Source organism: Micromonospora sp. CA-249363 (assembly GCF_050950185.1).
Lineage (GTDB): Bacteria > Actinomycetota > Actinomycetes > Mycobacteriales > Micromonosporaceae > Micromonospora.
Genome location: NZ_CP192020.1, coordinates 4,891,966 through 4,910,367, shown reverse-complemented (window position 1 = coordinate 4,910,367; position 18,402 = coordinate 4,891,966). Strand labels below are relative to the sequence as shown.

Genomic DNA, 18,402 nt, shown 5'->3' with positions numbered 1-18,402 from the left:
TTGATATCTGGCGCATGATCGTCCGAGGCGGTCTAATAGGTGGGACCGTATCCGAACCGCACAGTCTGGGACGTGAGGACACAGCATGGCAGCCACTGGCACAGCCACCAGCACTGAGAAGGGTCGCCGGATCGTCGGAGCCGAGCGTCAGACGCTCGCCAAGGACCTGGTAAAGCGGTACACCTCGGGGGAGAGCATCCGCGCGCTGGCGGCCTCGACCGGCCGTTCCTACGGGTTCATCCACCGAGTGCTCACCGAGTCCGGGGTTCAGCTGCGTCAGCGCGGCGGTGCCCGGCGCCGCAAGAAGGCGTGACCCGCCCCTTAGCGTCGTTGACCAGCGCCGCGCCCCGGGCAGTCCGGTGACCGCCGAGGCAACCGGGGTTCGGCTGACCTGCGACGGGCCGGTCGCCACGGTGACGTTGTGCCGGCCCGACGTGCTCAATGCCCAGACGCCGGCTATGTGGCGCGCGATGAGCGAATTCTCGCGCGACCTACCCGGCGACGTACGGGTGGTGGTGGTCCGGGGCGAGGGGCGTGCGTTCTCCGCCGGCCTCGACCTCGCGGTGGCCGGCGCGTCCGGCCCGGGGTCGTTCGCCGAGCTGGCCACGCTGCCCGAAGACGAGTGCGCGGACCGCATCGCCGACTTCCAGGGCGGCTTCACCTGGCTGCACCGACCGGACGTCATCTCCGTGGCGGCGGTGCAGGGGCATGCGATCGGCGCCGGCTTCCAGCTCGCCCTCGCCTGCGACCTGCGGGTCGTCGCGACCGACGCGAAGTTCTCGATGGCCGAGGTGACGCTCGGGCTGGTGCCCGACCTGGCCGGCACGAAGCGTCTCGTGGAACTCGTCGGCTACTCCCGGGCTCTGGAGATCTGCGCCACGGGCCGCCGGCTGGACGCCGCCGAGGCCGAGCGGATCGGCCTCGCCACTCTCGTCGTACCCCCGGCGGAGCTGGACGACGCGGTCCGTGACCTGACGGCGGGCCTGCTGGCCGGCCCGCGCGACGCGGTGGTGGAGATCAAGGCGCTGCTCGCGGGCGCGGCCGGGCGGTCGCACGCCGACCAGCAGCGGGCCGAGCGTGAGGCGCAGACCCGCCGCCTCCGCGATCTCGCCGGCCGGGGCGAATAGTAAGGACCGCGCGGGAAGATCCGGGTTACGACCGAGGTTGTCACACCTGTCGGGAGAATTGACCCGTCAGCGCGTTCGCCCGACGACCCGGAGGTGAGTGGTGTCCAACCCGATGTCCGGCGGTGGCATGGCCGGGTGGAGCATGCTCCGGTCGATGCGCAACCGCGACGAGGTCTCGGCCCACCGGCTCAAGCGCGGGGTGGCCCGCCGCATCGTCGCCTTCGCCCAGCCCTACCGGCGCGACATCGTCGTCTTCCTGGCCACGGTCGTGCTCGCCGCCATCATCGGCGTCGCCACGCCGGTGCTCGCCGGTGACGTGATCAACGCGATCAACCGGGGCGGCACCGAGGCCGGTCAGCTCGTCATCCGGTTGGCGCTGTTCATCGCCGCGCTGGCGGTCGCCGACGCGCTGCTGTCCCTGGCCCAACGGTGGTATTCCGCCCGCATCGGCGAGGGCATCATCCTCGACCTGCGCACCCGCGTCTACGACCACGTGCAGCGGATGCCGTTGCAGTTCTTCACCCGCACCCAGACCGGCGCCCTGGTCAGCAGGCTCAACAACGACGTGCTCGGGGCCCAGCGGGCGTTCACCTCCACCCTGTCCGGCGTGGTCAGCAACGTCATCCAACTCGTGCTCACCGCTGCCGTGATGTTCACTCTCTCCTGGCAGATCACCGCGCTGTCGCTGGTGCTGCTTCCGATCTTCATCATTCCGGCACGCCGGGTGGGTCGGCGGCTGGCCGACATCACGCGCGAGGCGTACAACCTCGACGCCAAGATGAACGCGACCATGACCGAGCGTTTCGGGGTGGCCGGCGCGCTGCTCGTGAAGCTCTTCGGCCAGCCCGACATCGAGGCCCGCCGGTTCGCCGGACGTGCCGAGCGGGTGCGCGACATCGGCATCCAGTCCGCCATGTACTCGCGGACGTTCTTCGTGGCGATGCTGCTGGTCGCCTCGCTGGCGCAGGCGCTCACCTACGGTCTCGGCGGTTGGCTCGCCGTCACCGGCGGCGTCAGCGCCGGCACGGTCGTGACTCTCGCGCTGTTGCTCACCCGCCTGTACGGGCCGCTCACCGCGCTGTCCAACGTCCGGGTGGACGTGATGAGCGCGCTGGTCTCCTTCGACCGCGTCTTCGAGGTGCTCGACCTCCAGCCCGGCATCGTGGAGAAGCCCGACGCCGTGCCGGTGCCCCGGGGCGCCGGCCGGGTCGACTTCCGCGACGTGCGCTTCCGCTACCCGAGCGCCGCCGAGATCTCCCTCGCCTCGCTGGAGGAGGTGGCCACCCTCGACCGCACGGTCAACGAACCGGTGCTCAAGGGCGTTTCGTTCAGCGTCGAGCCCGGGCAGATGGTCGCCCTGGTCGGCCCCTCCGGCGCCGGCAAGTCGACGCTGTCGATGCTCGTCTCCCGGATCTACGACGTGACCGACGGCCAGGTCCTGGTCGGCGGGGTGGACGTCCGCGACGCCACGCTCGCCTCCCTGCGCGACGAGATCGGCGTGGTCACCCAGGACTCGCACCTGTTCCACGAGACGATCGCCGAGAATCTGCGCTACGCCAAGCCCGACGCCACCGACGACGAGATCTGGGCCGCGCTCGCCGGCGCCCAGGTCGCCGACCTGGTCCGGTCGCTGCCCGACGGGCTGGACACGACGGTGGGGGAGCGCGGTTACCGCTTCTCCGGCGGCGAGAAGCAGCGCATCGCCATCGCCCGGCTGCTGCTCAAGGCCCCGTCGATCGTCATCCTCGACGAGGCGACCGCCCATCTCGACTCGGAGAGCGAGGCCGCGGTGCAGCGCGCGCTGTCGGTGGCCCTCGCCGGACGTACCGCCCTGGTGATCGCGCACCGGCTCTCCACCGTCCGGGACGCCGACCAGATCCTCGTGCTCGACGGCGGGCGGATCGTCGAGCGGGGCCGGCACGACGAGCTGGTCGCGGTCGGTGGTCTGTACGCCGAGCTGTACCGCACGCAGTTCGCGGTCGCCGACTCGCCCCGCCCCTTCGTGGACGCGACCGGCCCCGAGCCGGTGGTCATGCCCCTGGGCACGTACGTCGCCGACGAGGCGATGCCGCCCGCCGCCGCCAACTGACCCGTCAGGCGCCCATCGCGGGGCGTGGTGAGTCGGTCGTGCGGATGCCCCGGGAGCGCAGCAGCGCGTTGATCCGGTCCGTTGTCTGCGGGTCGGGCTTGCGCAGCGTCCAGACGCGGCCCACGACGACCGCGTTGTTGGGGCCGGGCACGTCCCACGGCCCGCCGTCCGGGTAGACGGCCAGGGCGACTTGGCCGAAGCCAGGCCGGGTCAATCCGGCTTGGTGGATCTCTTCCCAGCGGTAGCGACGGGTGACCCGGCCTCGACGCCGAACCCACAGTCCGGTCTCGTCAGCCAGCAGGGCGTCGTCCCGCTGCCGCCAGGCCACGATGACCGTGGTGAGAAGCAGGGCCACCGGCACGAAGGGGAACGTTGCCCGCCAGATGCCGACGGCGACCAGCGCGGCGAGCACTCCGACCGGGATGAGCACCGCGGGCCACAGGCGCGAGGCGAGCAGTTCATCCAGATCAGGCTTCTGCGGGTCAGCCATGCGGGGTTCGTTCCCCGTCCACCATGGAACGACACTCCCGATCATCATGCGGGGCGACTCGATACCGGTCGCTGGCATGGAGACGGCCGAGCGGACCACGGCATGCCGCCGGGACCGCTCGTCGGACTGTCCCACCTTGGTTGATCATGAAGTAATCGCCACTCGCGTCGGCGTGTCGTGGCAACAACTTCATGATCAGCGGGCTTGGGCGGGGCGGGGGTAGCGGGTCAGCGCGTGGTCAGGTCGGGCAGACCTGTGGCTGCACGTAGTTCGGCGAACGCCGTGCCCAGCGTCACCGGGGTGAAGTGCGCGTTCAGGCCGCTCGGGTTCGGCAGCACCCACAACCGCGCCCCCGCCAGCGCCTCCGGCTGCGGCCCGAAGGTGGCCTTGGGTCGCTGGAAACCGATCCGGTACGCGGTCACCCCCACCACGGCCACCCACTGCGGCCGGTACCGGGCCACCTTGTCGGTCAGGATCGCCGCACCGTCGAGAAGTTCCTGAGGGCTCAGCTCGTCGGCGCGGGCGCTGGCCCGGGCGGCCATGTTGGTGATGCCCAGCCCGAGGGCCGGCAACTCGTCCTGCTCGCTCGGGTGCAGCAGGCGGGGAGTGAACCCGCCCAGGTGCAGCGCCGGCCAGAACCGGTTGCCGGGCCGGGCGAAGTGCCAGCCGGTGGCCGCCGACCAGAGGCCGGGGTTGATCCCGACGAAAAGCACCGCCAACCCCGGGGCGAGCACGTCGGGAATGGTCCGGTCCGCGGCCGCCGCCAGCTCCGCCCGGGTGGGCCGCGGATGCGTGACACCCGCGCCGGTACGACCGCCCGGAGCCGGCGGCACAGCGCCGGCACGACTGCCCAGCGCTGGCGGCACAGCACCGGTACGACCATCGGTGCCTGGTGTCGGAGCGCCCGCTGTCACAGGCCGCGCAGTGCGCCGCCGTCGACGGGCACGGTGAGGCCGGTCAGGTAACTCGCGGCGGGGGAGAGTACGAAGGCGGCCACCCGGCCGAACTCGGCCGGGTCGCCGAGGCGGCGCAACGGGATGATGGCCTCCGCCTCGGCGCGGGCGCGCTCCGGATCACCGGTCGCGGCGAACAGCTCCCGGTTGCGGTCGGTGAGGATCCGGCCGGGCAGCAGGCCGACGACGCGTACGCCCCGTGGGCCGTAGTCGTCGGCGATGTCCTTGGCGACGCCCACGAGGCCGGGCCGCAGGCCGTTGGAGATGCCGAGGCCGGGCACCGGACCCCGGGCCGAGGTGGACAGCACCAGACCGATCGCGCCCCCGTCGGACAGCGCTCCGGCGATGGTGCGTGCCGCGCGGACGGTGCCCAGGAAGACGGTCTCGAAGGAGTGCCGCCACTGCTCGTCGGTGATCGACGCGGCGTTGCCGGCGGGCGGGCCGCCGACCGAGATCAGCGCGCCGTCGAGCCGGCCGAAGTGGGTGCGAGCCGCGGCGACGAGTCGCTCCGGGGTCTGCGGGTCGGCCAGGTCCGCGGCGATGCCGACCGCCTTGCCCGGACCGCCCAGTTGCTCGGCGGCGGCGGCCACCGCGTCCGCGTCCCGCGCCGAGAGCACCACCCGCGCCCCATCGGCGACCAGGCACTGCGCCGTCGCGTAGCCCAGGCCACGAGAGGCGCCGGTGAGCACGTACACCCGGTCGGTCAGTCCGAGATCCATAACGCCGATCTTTCCCCATTCGGCGCGTCCCCGCCAACGTTGGCGGCGGGGCGCAGCAGTCGTACCCGACCGGCGACCTGCACCGCGACGGCGCCGCCGGCGCGGGCCACGGTCGGCAGCCGGCGCGGACGTGGCGCGCTGCGCCCGTCGTAGCGCCGGCCCGCCTCCCGGACCGCCAACTCCTCCGCGCCCGCCGGGGGTAGCGTTCCGCGTTGCCGCAGGTCACGGGCCAGGTCCCAGCCGTCGCGCAGCGAGCCCGCCGTGGGGCGGCCGGCGGCCCAGTCGACGAAGGTCGCGGGCCATGCGGCACCGAGGCCGGCGGCGAGCAGCGGCCAGTGCCGGGCCACCTCGCCGGCGCGCTTGTTCAGCAGCGCCGCCCGGGCGGCGGCCAGCGGCCCCGCCGCGAACCCGGCCGGTGACGGACCTCCGGCGACCAGTGCGGCCACCAGCTCCGCCTGCCGCGCGGCGAGACCGGTGCGGGGTGGGGGCGGCCCGTGCACGCCCTCCGGGTCGCCCGCCACAGCTCCGGTCATGTCACGGCCGGGAAGCCGGACGCCGCGGCCAGGGCGTCCAGTTCGGCGCGCAGCTCGGCGGCCGGTGGGTACCCGCCGTCGCGTTCCAGCAGCAGCGCCGGCGGCCGTTGCCGGGCGCAGAGCGCGGCGACCAGCTCCACCACCTCCGGCGGTACCGGATCGCTGTGCGTGTCGTGGTAGAAGCCACCGCGTTCGGCGCCGCCGGCCACGTGCACGTAGCCGATCCGGTCCAGCGGCAGCCGGTCGAGCAGCGCGAGCGGGTCGGTGCCCCGGTTCCGGGCGTTGGCATGCACGTTGGCGACGTCCAGCAGCAGCAGCGCGCCGGTCCGGTCCAGGATCTCGGTGAGGAAGTCCGCCTCGTCCAGCTCGTCGTCGGGCCAGTCGAAGAGGGCGGCGATCGGCTCCAGCACGATCGGCACCGGCAGCTCCGCCTGCGCGCGGGTCACGTTCGCGCAGACCACGTCGACCGCCTCCCGACTGCGCGGCAGCGGCAGCAGGTGGCCGGCCTCCAGCCCGCCGGCCCGTACGAACGCGATGTGCTCGCTGACGAGCGGGGCGTCCACCCGCTGCGCGACCGCGGCCAGGTGGGCGACGCGGGCCGGGTCGACCGGCTCGGCGCCGCCGAGGGAGAGCCGCACCCCATGGGGTACGACAGTCACACCGCGTTCCCGCAGCTGTGTCAGCCCGACCGGGAGTGGTCCGGTCGACGGCACCGACTCGGCCACCACCTCGACGAAACGCAACCCGGGCAGCTCGGCCACGAAGCCGGCGATCTCGGGCCGCCAGCCGATGCCGACGCCGTGCGGGCCGGTCATCCGCCGCACCCGCCGCCACCGCACCCGCCGCCTCCACCGCAGGAGCTGCCACCGCCGCAGGAGCTGCCGGTCGTACCCGATGATCCGCTTCCGGTCCCCGACCAGCCGCTGCTGGCGATCGCCTGGCGCTGGATCTCGGCCTGCTCGGCGAAGCTCGGGTCGACGGCCCACAGCGACGCCGTGCCGTACAGGGCCACACCCATCGCCGCGCCGGCCGCGCCGTAGGTGGCGTACGCGGGGGACGAGTCGGGCGCGAGGTGGTGGTGTCGGGTGCGCAGGTCGCGCAGGGCGTGGCGACCGGCCCGGGTGGTCTCGGGCACCCGCCAGAGCAGCAGCACCGCCACCGCCACACCGAGGAGGGTGAGCAGCAGAAAGCCCACCGGCCGTCCGTTGGCCAGGCCGGCGAACAGCCGTACGACGCCGAACACCAGCAGCGCAGCGAGGAAGAGCCGCCACTGTCGTGCGGAGGCCCGCTGCGACTGGCTGACGCGCAGTCCCCGTCCTTCGAGGCTGGCGCCGAGCTGGTCGAGCGCGGCGGCCACCCGCTGGTCCTGGGCGAGGTCCCGGGCCCGCGCGCCCTGGTGGGCGGCCCAGTGGATGGCCTGCTCCAGCGGAGTGAGCCCGGTCGGGGTCGGGCCGGTGGTGAGGAGGCGGCGATCCGGACCGACGTCGATCGCGCCGCTGCCCCGCAGGCCGCCCAGCGCGGCGTGCACCGCGAGGGCCGGCCCACCGTTGAGGTAGGCGACCTCCTGGGGGCCGAGCGGCTCGGCGACGAGGGGCTCGCGGCCGGTGGTGAGGCGTACCCGGTGCAGGACCGCGACGGTGGCCACCACGACGGCCGCCACGAGGTAGAGCCGGAGGAAGGTCGGGCCGGGGACACCCCAGGTGTCGCCCGAGGCGGCGTGGACGATCATCGGCTGCTCCTGTCGCCGGAGGGGTCGGCGGCCCCATTGTGGAGCACCGTCGCCATCCGGCCGGGCCGGGGCGCCCACGCCGTCGGCGGCGGCGGAAACACCGCTCAGCGGCGGCGGACCGCCTCCTCGACCAGGTCGAGCACCGGACCCAGGTCGCCGGCCGGTCGGCCCATGGCCAGGTGCAGCACCAGGCCGTCGTAGGCCAGCTCCAGGAACTGGGCCAGCACGTCGATGGGTACGTCCTCGCGCAGCACCCCGGCGTCGCGCTGGCGGGCCAGCCGGTCCCGGGTCGCCTCGGCGATCGCGGCGGACCGCTCGGCCCAGCGCTTGGCGAACGCCGGATCGGTGCGCAGCCGGCGGGAGACCTCCAGTTGACTGCCCAGCCAGCCGGTGGTGTCCGGCGAGACCGCGCGGGCGAGCAGGTCGCGCATCACCTGCACCAGACCGTTGCGGGCGACCGTTTCGACCATGGCCGCGGCGTCGTCCTCGGCGACGGCGAGGAAGAGCGAGTCCTTGTCGCGGAAGTGGTGGAAGATGGCGCCCCGGGACAACCCGGTGGCCTCCTCGAGGCGGCGGACGGTGGCCCCCTCGTAGCCGAGTCGGGCGAAACACGCCCGGGCCGCGGCAAGGATCTCCTGCCGGCGCGCGTCGAGCTGGTCCTGACTTACTCTGGGCACACCGCGATCGTCGCAGGTCACCCCGTGCCGTGCAAACCGTACGTACGGCTTGGTAACGTGCCGTTTACGATCCACCGGTGACCCGCTCGTACCCCGCGCCGTCCGGCCCGCTGACCGTCGCCACCGTCCAGGCCACACCGGTGCCCGGTGACGTCGCCGGCAATGCCGCGGCAGCCGCCGAACTGGTCCGTCTCGCCGCCGGGCAGGGCGCCCGCGTGGTCGTCCTCCCCGAGCTGTACCTCTGCGCGTACCACCCGCCGACCCTCGCCGCCGATCCGGTCGGCACCCACGTGACGGCCGACCCGGCCGGTGTGGTCGCCGACAGCCGGCTCGACCCGCTGCGCGACGCGGCACGGACCGCCGGAACCACCGTCGTGGTCGGCGCGGCGGTCCGGCACCCGGACGACCGGCGGACCATCGCCGCCCTCGTGGTCGACCACACCGGCGGCGTCCGGGTCGGGTACGACAAGCAGCAGCTCTGGGGCGACGAACGCGACCTGTTCACCCCCGGCGGGCGGGGCGCCACGCTGCTCGTCGACGACTGGCGGCTCGGGCTGGGCATCTGCTACGACGGCTGCTTCCCCGAACACGGCCGCGCCGCCGCGCTCGACGGCGCGCACGCCTACCTGTGTCCCAGCGGCTACCTGGCCGGCTCCGAGCACCGCCGGGACCTGTACTACGCCGCGCGGGCCCTGGACAACACCATGTTCGTGGTGTTCGCCAACGCCGTCGGCGGCAACGACCCGTGGCGCTTCAACGGCGGGGCAGCGATCTACGACCCACAGGGACGTACGCTCGCCCGGGGCGCCGACGAGGGCACCGACACGCTCGTGGCGACCCTTGATCCGGCCGTGCTCACGGCCACCCGGACGGCCCATTCGATGCTCGCCGATCTGCTACCGGGCCAGGGCGGCCCGCGCGTGTCGCTGACCGGTTAAGCCCATCGTGAAGTCGAAACACGCGGGTCTGTTGGCGGACACGTCGGTCCCGTAGGGTGCCCGAGTGCCACTGCTCCTGCTGGACCTGGACAACACCCTGCTGGACCGGGCCGGGCCGTTCCGCCGCTGGGGTGAGCGCTTCCTGGACGGCATCGGCGCGCCCCCCACCGACATCGACTGGCTGGTCTCGCTCGACGCGGACGGGTTGACCGACCGCTGGGACCTGGCCGACGCGATCCGGGACCGCTACGAGCTGCGCATCCCGTCGATCGACCTGGTGGAGGAGCTGCACGACGGGGTGGTCGCGCAGACCCGGCTCGATCCGCTGACCGCCTGTGCGTTGCGCATCGCCGACGACGCGGGGTGGGTGCCGGTGGTGGTGTGCAACGGCACGGTACGCCTGGAGGACGCCAAGATCCGTCGTACCGGCCTGGACCGCTACGTCGCCGACTGGGTGATCTCCGAGGAGGCCGGGGTCAGCAAACCCAACCCGCGGATCTTCGCGCTCGCCGCACAGCGGGTCCGGATGCCCCTGCGGGGCGCCTGGGTGGTCGGCGACAGCCCGGAGGCGGACATCGGTGGCGCCGCCGCCGTCGGGCTGCCCAGCGTCTGGCTGCACCGGGGGCGGACCTGGTCGGACGTCCGGTTCGCGCCGAGCCGCACGGTGGACGGGCTGATCGCCGCCGTCGCCACGGTGCTGGCGAGCTGACCCGTAGCGCCGTGGCGTTGCTGCCGTAATTCGGTTGACCCGCCGTCCGGGCTGTCGCGAGGATGGGCGGCGCAACGTGCACCGGGCGAGCAGCCCGATCGAGGAGAGGAGGCCGGTCATGACCGTCTTCAGAGGTCGCTTTCCGCTGCCTACCTCCGCCTCGATCAAGGGAACCTCACCACAGTGCGCGATCATGACCTTCCGGCGCGGGAGCGCCGGACCCGCGGCAAGCGCCGCTTCGACGACGACGAGCCGCAGTTCCTGAAGCGGGCCCGGCCCACCGAGTCGCCCGTCGACCCCGACACCGAGCCCGATCCCGACACCGGCGAACGCTGGTCGTCGTGGGACGACGCGGTGCACGGGCCACAGCCGTACCCGGACTGGTTGGTCACCGAGTTGGCCGCCAAGGACACCGAGCTGGGTGTGCTGAAGACCGGCAAGGAGGCGGACGTCCACCTGGTCCGCCGGGCGGTGCCGGACACGGACCGGTCCTGCCTGCTGGCGGTGAAGCGGTACCGGGACGCCGAGCATCGGCTGTTCCACCGTGACGCCGGCTATCTGGAGGGCCGCCGGGTGCGGCGTTCCCGGGAGATGCGGGCGATGGCCGGCCGGACGGCCTTCGGCCGCCAGATGATCGCCGGGCAGTGGGCGGCGGCCGAGTTCGCCGTGCTGGCGCGGCTCTGGGAGATTGGCGCCGGGCACGACCGGATCGCCGTGCCGTACCCCGTGCAGGTGCGGGGCACCGAGCTGATGTTGGAGTTCGTCGGCGACGCCGAGTCGGGACAGGCCGCGCCCCGGCTGGCCCAGCTCCGGCCCGGCCCGGTCGAGCTGCGCGACCTGTGGGGCCAGCTGGTCGAGGCGCTGCGCGTGCTGGCCCGGGCGGGGTACGCCCACGGTGACCTGTCGCCGTACAACCTGCTCGTGCACTCTGGGCGGCTGGTCGTGATCGACCTGCCGCAGGTGGTCGACGTGGTGGCGAACCCGCAGGGGCCCGCGTTCCTCGCCCGCGACGTCCGGGTGGTCAGCGCCTGGTTCGCGGCCCGGGGGTTGAGCGCCGAGCAGGTCGACCCCGGCACGCTGACCGGGGAGTTGCTGCGTGAGGCGGGTATCCGCTGACCGGAGCGGGTCGGGTGGCCGCCGGACCGCCCGACCCGCCCGTGTCGATCACTGCAGGTAGCGCTCGACCTCGGGCTTGGGGCGTTCGCCCTGCGAGTCGGGGTCGCCGTGGGTGGACCGGGCGGCCCGGCGGCGGCGCAGCAGGTCCCAGCACTGGTCGAGGGATTCCTCCAGGGCGCGCAGGCGCTCACTGGCCTCGCCCTCGGTGCCCGACTCGTGGGCCTGGGCCTCCGCGCGTAGCCGGTGCTCCTCGTCGACCAGCTCGGAGATCCGGTTCAGGATGGTCTTGTCGTCCATGCCACAGAGCCTGGCACAGGGTGCCCGCCATCGCCCGGATTCGGGGGGACCGGTGCGTCCTTGCTCACTGCGCTGCCCGACCTCTGGGATCGCACGGGCGCGACCCGTGCTGCGGGTCCGGTGGCCGGCCGACCCGCGGGCCCGTCGTCGTCCGGGCCGGCCGACGGTGGCGGGTGACCGGTGTACGGGTGCGACCTGCGCCGGTGCCGCATCCTGACTATCCACTCAGGACTTCGGACCGTCGTGGACATCGATGCTCGTCTGGGACGTTGGTGAAATCTCACCGGTCACAGATCTAGAGGTGTCCTGGAATTGGTGAGATGCTTCCGACGCCCAGAAGGTGAAAATTTCACAGTCCCGACCGGCCGAAGTGGATCGCTCAGGCCGCCGGGGCGACGAGGAGACAGCGCATGTCCCAGGTGTCCGATGCCGGCCCCGCCCCCGTCAGCACCGAACCCCGGATGATCCCGCTGCGTCGTGCCCTGCCCGCGCTGGTCCGCGACCCGCTCGGCGCGCTCGTCGGCTTCGCGGACGCCGCCGGCGGCGAGGTCGTCCGGCTGAACCTCGGCTCGTTTCGCCCGTATCTCGTCAGCCATCCCGAGCATCTGCAACGAGTGCTGAGGGACAACGTTGCCAACTACACCCGCGACGGAGAGGGTCTGCTGTGGCGACCGGTCCGCCGGATCGTCGGCGACGCCATCCTGGTCGCCGAGGGTGAGATCTGGGAGTCCAGCCGCGCCGCGCTGCAACCGCTGTTCACCGCGAAGCGGGCCGAGACGCTCGTCGACCGGATGGCCGAGGCGATCAACGAGGCCGTCGACGAGTGGCTGGAGCCGGCCCGCGACGGCCGCCCGATCGACGGCGGCGCGGAACTGACCCGGATCGTGCTGCGGACCACCATGCGGGTGCTCTTCGCCGACCGCATCTCGGTGCCGGACGCGCTGCGGATCAGCGGGGCGCTCGACACGGTCACCACCGCGATGCTCCCGCGCCTGCTGGTGCCCTTCGTGCCGTACGCCGTACCGATGCCCGGCGACCGGCGCTTCCGCGAGGCGGTGCGGACCATCGACGAGGTGGTGCTGCCGATCATCCGGGAGGCCCGGGCCCGGCCCACCGACGGCGACGACATCATCTCTACCCTGTGCCGGCCGCGTGCCGACGGCAGTGAGCCCGACGAGTACGCGATCCGCGGCGACGTGGTGGCCATGTTCTCCACCGCCACCGAGACCACGATCGCCCTGCTCTCCTGGCTGTGGCCGGTGCTGTCGTCCCGACCCGACGTGGCCGAGCTGATGACCGACGAGATCGAGCGGGTGGTCGGCTCCGAGCGGGTCGGCCGCGAACACCTGCCGCATCTGCGCTACGGCCGCATGGTGCTCGACGAGATGCTGAGGCTCTACCCCGCCGGCTGGATGATCCCCCGCACCGCCGTGGGCGACGACGTGCTGGGCGGTGTGCGGATCAAGGCGGGTGGCACCGTGCTGGTCAGCCCGTACGTCACCCAGCGGATGTCGACCTTCTGGGACGATCCGACGCTGTTCGATCCGGAGCGCTTCGCGCCGGAGAAGCCCCGCCGGCGCTACCGCTACTCGTACTTCCCGTTCGGCGGTGGGCCGCACCAGTGCCTCGGGCAGTACCTGTTCCTGCTGGAGGCGCAGCTCATCGTCAGCACCGTGCTGAGCCGCTACCGGTTCCGACTGCGCGAGCCGGTCGGCCTGACACCCCGGCTCGGCGCCTCGCTGCAACCCAAGCAGCGGGCCGAGCTGATCGTCACCCCGGTCGAACGCCCGGTCGTCTCATGACCGGCGCGCCGTGGCCGGTGCAGGCCGGACCCGACGCCGTGGCCGAGCAGGGTCGGGTGTGCGCGCTCGCCGTACGAGGCGTCCGCGACCTCCAGAGCGTCACCGCCGCCCACCCGGAACTCTTCGACGCCGCGCCGTTCGACGCCGCGCTGCTCAGCTCGGTGGCCACCGCGATCGCGTTCACCGCCCCGTGGCACACCGCCGCCGAACTGCGGATCACCACCCGTACCCTGCTCTGGGTCTTCGCCGCCGACTGGCAGGTCGACTACCTCGCCCGGTCGGCGGACGACGTCCGGACGATCGTGACCGACTGCCTGGCGGTCGCCGACGGCGCCGCGCCCCCGCCCGGCCGGCACCTCGCGCGGCTGCTGGCCGACCTGCGCGACGAGCTGGCCACCGTGCCGGCGTTCCACCGGCTGCGCCCGATCTGGCGTGACGAGCTGGCCCGGATGCTCGCCGCCGTCTCGCGGGAGTGGGACTGGAAGAACCTGCCGACGGACCCGACCACCGGGCAGCGCCTGCCAGACCTGGACCGCTACCTGGACAACGCCGACAACCTGGCCTGCTCCTTCGTCAACGTCACCCACTGGATCGCCACCGGCGACTCCAAGACCCTCGCCCAGTTGACCGACCTGCTCGACGCCGGCCGTGGCGTGCAGCGGGTGCTGCGGCTGGTCAACGACCTCGCCACGCACGAGCGGGACGCCGAATGGGGTGACCTGAACGCCCTGCTGCTGGTCGACGACCCGGCCCGCGTGCACGCCCGGCTCGCCGAGCTGACCAACCGTTCCCGCGGCGACCTTGCGGCCCTCGCCGACCGCTGTCCCCGCCAGGCGGACTACCTGCACCGGCAGATCTCCTTCACGGGCGGCTTCTACCAGGTCTCGGACTTCTGGGGAGCACGCGATGAGTGAGGGGTCCGTGCTGGCCGAGCCGGCCACCGACGCCGCGCGGGAGCTGGTCGCCGGCCTGGCGCTGCGACCGTGGGGGCAGGTCGCCCCCTCGGTGTACGAGAGCGGCCGGCTGGTCGCCGGTGCGCCCTGGCTGCCGGGGCACCACCAGCGGATCGGGTTCCTGCTGCGCGAGCAGCGCCCGGACGGGGCGTGGGGCCCACCCGAGGGGTACGCCCTGGTGCCCACGCTCAGCGCCACCGACGCTCTGCTCGCGGCGCTGGTCAACGGGGGCTCGACCGGTGCGTACCTGCTCACCCCGCTGGGGCGCGGCCTGCGCGCGCTCACCGGTCAACTGCTCACCACGCACGCGCGGGCACTGCCCGACACACCGGCGTTGGACCTCGTCGTTCCGGCCCTGGTCGAGTCGATCAACGAGCGGCTGGCCCGGCTGAACCGGGCGATCGCCGATCAGCTGCCCGGCCCACCGCTTGCGCTGCCCGCGGGGCTCGGCCCCGACCGGCTGCGCGCCGTCCGCGCCGCGGTCGCCGCCGGGGCGCCGCTGCCGGCGAAGCTGGCCCACTTCTACGAGGTGCTGGGCGCGACACCGGCCGAAGCCGGACCGACCCTCACGGCCGTCGGCGCGTCACCCGCCGCGACCGCCGCGTGGCTGAGCGTCGCCGGCCCGGATGTCGGCCCTGCCGCGCACGCCTTCCTGCGGGAGTTGATCCGCGACGGCGACGGGCCGGTGCCCTGCCCGACTCCGATCACCGTGTTCGAACGCGCCTGGGTGCTCAGCGGACTGCGCCGCGCCGGTGTCGCGGTCGACCCACCGGCGGCCGTGCTGCGCACCCTGGCCGCCGCCACCACCGCGGCCGAGGGCGTCGCCACCGGCGAGGGCCTGCCGACCGACGCCGACACCACCTCGGTCACGCTGGACGCGCTGGCCCGGCTCGGCCACCCCGCCGACCCGGCCAGCCTCTGGGCGTACGAGACGGCGGACGGTTTCTGCACCTGGCCGGGGAGCGAGGACGGCTTCTCGGTCACCACCAACGCGCATGTGCTGGACGCGTTCGGCCAGCACGTGGTCGCCCACCCCGGCGCGGACGCGCGGTACCACCGGACGGTCGACCGGCTCAGCGCCGTACTGCCGGCTCATCAGCTCGCCGACGGCCGCTGGCAGGACCGCTGGCACGCCTCGCCGTACTACGCCACGGCCTGCTGCGTGCTCGCCCTGGCGGAATTCGGTCGCGGTGGCGTGGCGGCCGAGGCGCTCGACCGGGCGGCCCGTTGGGTGCTGGACAGCCAGCGGGCCGACGGCTCGTGGGGGCGGTGGGACGGCACCACGGAGGAGACCGCGTACGCCCTCCAGGTGCTGGTCGCCGCGCCGACCGGAGCGCCCCGGGTCGACGACGCGGTGGCGCGCGGCCACGCCTACCTGCACCGAGGGTCCGACCGGTCGGACCCTCCACTGTGGTACGGCAAAGAGTTGTACTGTCCTACCGCGATCGTTCGCGCGGCAGTTCTCGCTGCCTGCCGGCTCGCCTGCGGGCACCTGGCGGACTTCGACCGTTCGGTGGTGGATTGTGCTTACCAGGCAACAAAAACAGCGACTTGAGGGGTTGTGTGGACACTGCTAGCGTACGCAGAGCCTCAGCCCCGACGCCCCGCAGTGGTGGGACGTCGTCTTCCATGATCACCCGTTGATGCGCTGAGTCAACGCCCGGCCTGGGACGGTTCAATGCGTTCTCGCGGTACGAGTATCCGCACCAAGGTTGTCGCCCTGCTGCTCTCCCTGGTCGCGCTCTGGATGTTCGCGGCCTGGGTCACCCTGCGGGACGGTTTCAACCTGCTCGGTGTCCAGCTGCTCAACAGCAAGGTCTACGCGCCCAGCGAGCCCCTGTTGCAGGAGCTGCAGCTCGAGCGGCGGCTGACCCAGGCGTACCTGAGCAACCCCGACGCCGCGCAGCGCGCGGCGCTGGAGACCGAACAGCGCAAGGCCACCGAGCTGGCGGACGACTTCGCCGACTCGGTCCGCAACTGGCAGGTCGACGTGGCCGGCAGCTCGGCTCTCGACGTCCAACTCGACGCCACGATCGCGCAGATCGACGAGTTGAAACAGACCCGCGCCGACGTGCTCGGCCGGAAGGTCGACCGGATCGCCGCCGCCGACGCGTACACGGACGCCATCGAATCGATCTTCCGGATCTACGACGTCACCGGCAGTCTGGACGACAAGCAGATCGCCGCCGAAGCGGCGGCCCTGATCCAGCTCAACCGGATGAAGGAGCTGATCTCGCAGGAGGACGCGCTGCTCAGCGGCCTCTTCGGCAACGGGCGGATCAGCGGTCCGGAGTACGCCCGCTACGTCAGCCTGGTCGGCGCCGAGCGGTTCCTCGGCGACGAGACACGGCCCCGGCTCGCCGACGCCGACCAGCGCCGCTACCAGCAGCTCGTCGAGGGTGAGGCGTTCAGCCGGCTACGCGCCGTACAGGACAGCATCATCCGCGAGGGCCGGCCGGCGACCCAGCTTCCGGTCAGCGCCGAACAGTGGCGCGGCACCGTCGAGCCGGCGCTCGCCGAGGTGAACGACGTCGTCATCGACGGTGGCGAGGGCATCGTGGGCCGGGCCACCGGCGTGGCCGTGATGGTCGTCGTCCGACTCGTGCTCGCCACCGGTCTGGGCCTGCTCGCCGTCATCGCCTCGGTCGTCGTCTCCATCACCACGGCCCGTACCCTCCTGCGCCAGCTCGACCGGCTCCGGCAGGCCGCCTGGCAGCTCGCCGACGAGCGGCTGCCCCGCGTGGTCGACCGGCTCGGCCGTGGCGAGGAGGTCGACGTCGCGACCGAGGCACCGCCGCTGGAGTTCGGCACCGACGAGATCGGCCAGGTCGGCAAAGCGTTCAACGCCGTCCAGGAGACCGCTCTGCGCACCGCCGTCGAGCAGGCCGAGCTACGCCGCAACGTCCGCGAGGTCTTCCTCAGCCTGGCCCGGCGAACCCAGGCTCTGGTGCACCGCCAGCTCACCCTGCTCGACGCGATGGAGCGGCGGGAGCACGACGCGGAGGAGCTGGAGGACCTGTTCCGGGTCGACCACCTGGCCACCCGTATGCGGCGAAACGCGGAGAACCTGATCGTGCTCTCCGGCTCCACCCCGGGTCGCGCCTGGCGGCGCAACGTCCCCATGGTGGACGTCGTGCGCGGCGCGGTGGCCGAGGTGGAGGACTACACCCGCGTCAACGTGCTGCCGCTGGGGGCGGTCTCGCTCGCCGGCCGGGCGGTCGGCGACATCATCCACCTGCTCGCCGAGTTGATCGAGAACGGCCTGTCGTTCTCGCCACCGCACACCACCGTGGAGGTCCGCGGCCAGCTCGTGGCGAACGGCTTCGCCATCGAGATCGAGGACCGGGGCCTCGGCATGAGCGAGGAGGACCTGGCGGCGGCGAACCACCGCATCGTCGACCAGTCCGAGCTGAACCTGGCCAACGCCGCGCGACTCGGCCTCTACGTGGTGAGCCGGCTGACCGAGCGGCACGGCGTGCGGGTCCGCCTCAAGGAATCGGCGTACGGCGGCACCACCGCCGTCGTCCTCATCCCGGTGGAGCTGATCACGGCGAACGGCACCGACCCGGACAACTCCGGCGCGATCCCGGCCAGCCCGACGGCCATCGCGCTGCCGGCCGGCCCGACCGCTGCCGGCCCCGTCGAGGGCGGTCGTCCCGCCGGCCTCTCGACCGTCGCGGTCGCCACCGCGGCGACGGACACCAGCGTTGAAGGCGCACCGCAGCCGGTGACCCCGGTCGCCCCTGCGCTGGCCCAGAGCAGTACCACCACCGAGCAGACGGACGGGAGCGACAAGGACGTCGTACTCCCCACCCGCCAGCGGACGGCGGCGGCGGACCTGCCCACCCGGGCACGGCGTGTCCTGGGCCAGCCGGCCCTGGAGGGCCCGACGGTCCCCACCGGCCTGCCCGCCGTGGAGCGGGCCGGGACGGGCGGCAGCGAGCCGGGCGTCGACGGCGGGCCGGTCCCCGCGCGGACCGAGACCGACCGCACGGGCTCCGGCCTGCCGGTCCGCGTCCGCCAGGCGAACATCGTGCCCGAGCTGCGCGACGACCCGGCGGCGGCGACCGAGCCCGACGAGGAGGACGTGGTACGGCCACCCGAGCAGGTACGCCGGATGATGAGCTCCTATCAGACCGGCACCCGGCGTGGTCGGACCGACGCGGCGCGACTGCTCGGCGGCGCGGCGGGCGCGACGCCCGACTCGACCGACGAGGAACCGCAAGCCACCTGACCGAGCACCGGCGCTGCGGGTTCCCGCGCGGTGTGA

General features: G+C 73.2%; 18 protein-coding genes. 10 read left to right on the top strand and 8 right to left on the bottom strand.

What is annotated here, in order from left to right; all coding sequences use genetic code 11:
- Nucleotides 1-85: 85 nt before the first annotated feature.
- The 3 genes from ACQPZK_RS21685 (at nt 86) to ACQPZK_RS21675 (ending at nt 3,216) form a co-directional block, all read left to right on the top strand.
- Nucleotides 86-313, top strand: coding sequence for a helix-turn-helix domain-containing protein (locus ACQPZK_RS21685; protein WP_007462679.1), 228 nt, complete (start codon nt 86-88; stop codon nt 311-313).
- A gap of 46 nt (nt 314-359) precedes the next feature.
- Nucleotides 360-1,127: an enoyl-CoA hydratase/isomerase family protein gene (locus tag ACQPZK_RS21680; RefSeq protein ID WP_433534755.1), complete on the top strand. Its 768-nt coding sequence runs from the start codon at nt 360-362 to the stop codon at nt 1,125-1,127.
- 112 nt (nt 1,128-1,239) lie between these two features.
- Entirely contained in the window at nt 1,240-3,216 is a 1,977-nt protein-coding gene (locus ACQPZK_RS21675; protein ID WP_433539270.1) for an ABC transporter ATP-binding protein, read from the top strand.
- Between the two features lie 4 nt (nt 3,217-3,220).
- Here ACQPZK_RS21675 and ACQPZK_RS21670 read toward each other — a convergent pair whose 3' ends face one another.
- The 7 genes from ACQPZK_RS21670 to ACQPZK_RS21640 form a co-directional block, all read right to left on the bottom strand.
- Nucleotides 3,221-3,706 (bottom strand): hypothetical protein, encoded by a 486-nt coding sequence (locus tag ACQPZK_RS21670; protein WP_433534754.1) that lies wholly within the window; start codon nt 3,704-3,706, stop codon nt 3,221-3,223.
- 227 nt (nt 3,707-3,933) lie between these two features.
- Nucleotides 3,934-4,539, bottom strand: coding sequence for a G/U mismatch-specific DNA glycosylase (mug, locus tag ACQPZK_RS21665; protein ID WP_433539269.1), 606 nt, complete (start codon nt 4,537-4,539; stop codon nt 3,934-3,936).
- Nucleotides 4,540-4,616: 77 nt separating this feature from the next.
- Nucleotides 4,617-5,378 (bottom strand): SDR family oxidoreductase, encoded by a 762-nt coding sequence (locus tag ACQPZK_RS21660; RefSeq protein WP_433534753.1) that lies wholly within the window; start codon nt 5,376-5,378, stop codon nt 4,617-4,619.
- A complete protein-coding gene (locus ACQPZK_RS21655) occupies nt 5,363-5,911 on the bottom strand; it encodes a hypothetical protein (RefSeq protein ID WP_433534752.1) in 549 nt (182 codons plus the stop codon). The genes ACQPZK_RS21660 and ACQPZK_RS21655 overlap by 16 nt, the downstream gene beginning before the upstream one ends.
- Nucleotides 5,908-6,726 (bottom strand): DUF692 domain-containing protein, encoded by an 819-nt coding sequence (locus tag ACQPZK_RS21650; RefSeq protein ID WP_433534751.1) that lies wholly within the window; start codon nt 6,724-6,726, stop codon nt 5,908-5,910. The genes ACQPZK_RS21655 and ACQPZK_RS21650 overlap by 4 nt, the downstream gene beginning before the upstream one ends.
- Complete coding sequence (locus ACQPZK_RS21645) at nt 6,723-7,640, bottom strand: TIGR04222 domain-containing membrane protein (protein ID WP_433534750.1); 918 nt, start codon at nt 7,638-7,640, stop codon at nt 6,723-6,725. Before ACQPZK_RS21645 ends, ACQPZK_RS21650 begins: the two co-directional genes overlap by 4 nt.
- 104 nt (nt 7,641-7,744) lie before the next feature.
- Nucleotides 7,745-8,317 (bottom strand): TetR/AcrR family transcriptional regulator, encoded by a 573-nt coding sequence (locus ACQPZK_RS21640; protein WP_234591495.1) that lies wholly within the window; start codon nt 8,315-8,317, stop codon nt 7,745-7,747.
- 77 nt (nt 8,318-8,394) lie between these two features.
- On the opposite strand from ACQPZK_RS21640, the gene ACQPZK_RS21635 reads away from it, so the two are divergent.
- The 3 genes from ACQPZK_RS21635 (at nt 8,395) to ACQPZK_RS21625 (ending at nt 11,080) form a co-directional block, all read left to right on the top strand.
- Nucleotides 8,395-9,255 carry a carbon-nitrogen hydrolase family protein gene (locus ACQPZK_RS21635; protein WP_433534749.1) on the top strand — a complete coding sequence of 287 codons (861 nt, stop codon included), beginning with the start codon at nt 8,395-8,397 and terminating at the stop codon, nt 9,253-9,255.
- A gap of 64 nt (nt 9,256-9,319) precedes the next feature.
- On the top strand, nt 9,320-9,964 hold the full coding sequence (locus tag ACQPZK_RS21630) for an HAD family hydrolase (RefSeq protein ID WP_421472160.1): 645 nt from the start codon (nt 9,320-9,322) through the stop codon (nt 9,962-9,964).
- A 183-nt stretch (nt 9,965-10,147) separates the two neighbouring features.
- Nucleotides 10,148-11,080, top strand: a complete 933-nt coding sequence (locus tag ACQPZK_RS21625; protein WP_433534748.1) for a serine protein kinase RIO — start codon at nt 10,148-10,150, stop codon at nt 11,078-11,080.
- A gap of 48 nt (nt 11,081-11,128) precedes the next feature.
- On the opposite strand, the gene ACQPZK_RS21620 is transcribed toward ACQPZK_RS21625, so the two are convergent.
- Nucleotides 11,129-11,377 (bottom strand): DUF2630 family protein, encoded by a 249-nt coding sequence (locus tag ACQPZK_RS21620; protein ID WP_433534747.1) that lies wholly within the window; start codon nt 11,375-11,377, stop codon nt 11,129-11,131.
- A gap of 464 nt (nt 11,378-11,841) precedes the next feature.
- Between ACQPZK_RS21620 and ACQPZK_RS21615 the strand changes: the two genes are divergently transcribed.
- From ACQPZK_RS21615 to ACQPZK_RS21600, 4 genes are all read left to right on the top strand, one after another.
- Nucleotides 11,842-13,179 (top strand): cytochrome P450, encoded by a 1,338-nt coding sequence (locus ACQPZK_RS21615; protein WP_433539268.1) that lies wholly within the window; start codon nt 11,842-11,844, stop codon nt 13,177-13,179.
- Entirely contained in the window at nt 13,176-14,093 is a 918-nt protein-coding gene (locus ACQPZK_RS21610) for a terpene synthase family protein (RefSeq protein WP_433534746.1), read from the top strand. The genes ACQPZK_RS21615 and ACQPZK_RS21610 overlap by 4 nt, the downstream gene beginning before the upstream one ends.
- Nucleotides 14,086-15,687: a prenyltransferase gene (locus ACQPZK_RS21605; RefSeq protein ID WP_433534745.1), complete on the top strand. Its 1,602-nt coding sequence runs from the start codon at nt 14,086-14,088 to the stop codon at nt 15,685-15,687. The genes ACQPZK_RS21610 and ACQPZK_RS21605 overlap by 8 nt, the downstream gene beginning before the upstream one ends.
- A gap of 123 nt (nt 15,688-15,810) precedes the next feature.
- A complete protein-coding gene (locus ACQPZK_RS21600; protein WP_433534744.1) occupies nt 15,811-18,366 on the top strand; it encodes a nitrate- and nitrite sensing domain-containing protein in 2,556 nt (851 codons plus the stop codon).
- The last annotated feature ends 36 nt before the right edge of the window (nt 18,367-18,402 follow it).

Excerpts from the sequence above, each read along its gene's own strand:
- ACQPZK_RS21685 (WP_007462679.1), top strand. The coding sequence starts at position 86 with ATGGCAGCCACTGGCACAGCCACCAGCACTGAGAAGGGTCGCCGGATC.
- ACQPZK_RS21675 (WP_433539270.1), top strand. The coding sequence starts at position 1,240 with ATGTCCGGCGGTGGCATGGCCGGGTGGAGCATGCTCCGGTCGATGCGC.
- ACQPZK_RS21670 (WP_433534754.1), bottom strand. The coding sequence starts at position 3,706 with ATGGCTGACCCGCAGAAGCCTGATCTGGATGAACTGCTCGCCTCGCGC.
- ACQPZK_RS21660 (WP_433534753.1), bottom strand. The coding sequence starts at position 5,378 with ATGGATCTCGGACTGACCGACCGGGTGTACGTGCTCACCGGCGCCTCT.
- ACQPZK_RS21655 (WP_433534752.1), bottom strand. The coding sequence starts at position 5,911 with ATGACCGGAGCTGTGGCGGGCGACCCGGAGGGCGTGCACGGGCCGCCC.
- ACQPZK_RS21650 (WP_433534751.1), bottom strand. The coding sequence starts at position 6,726 with ATGACCGGCCCGCACGGCGTCGGCATCGGCTGGCGGCCCGAGATCGCC.
- ACQPZK_RS21645 (WP_433534750.1), bottom strand. The coding sequence starts at position 7,640 with ATGATCGTCCACGCCGCCTCGGGCGACACCTGGGGTGTCCCCGGCCCG.
- ACQPZK_RS21620 (WP_433534747.1), bottom strand. The coding sequence starts at position 11,377 with ATGGACGACAAGACCATCCTGAACCGGATCTCCGAGCTGGTCGACGAG.
- ACQPZK_RS21610 (WP_433534746.1), top strand. The coding sequence starts at position 13,176 with ATGACCGGCGCGCCGTGGCCGGTGCAGGCCGGACCCGACGCCGTGGCC.
- ACQPZK_RS21605 (WP_433534745.1), top strand. The coding sequence starts at position 14,086 with ATGAGTGAGGGGTCCGTGCTGGCCGAGCCGGCCACCGACGCCGCGCGG.
- ACQPZK_RS21600 (WP_433534744.1), top strand. The coding sequence starts at position 15,811 with ATGCGTTCTCGCGGTACGAGTATCCGCACCAAGGTTGTCGCCCTGCTG.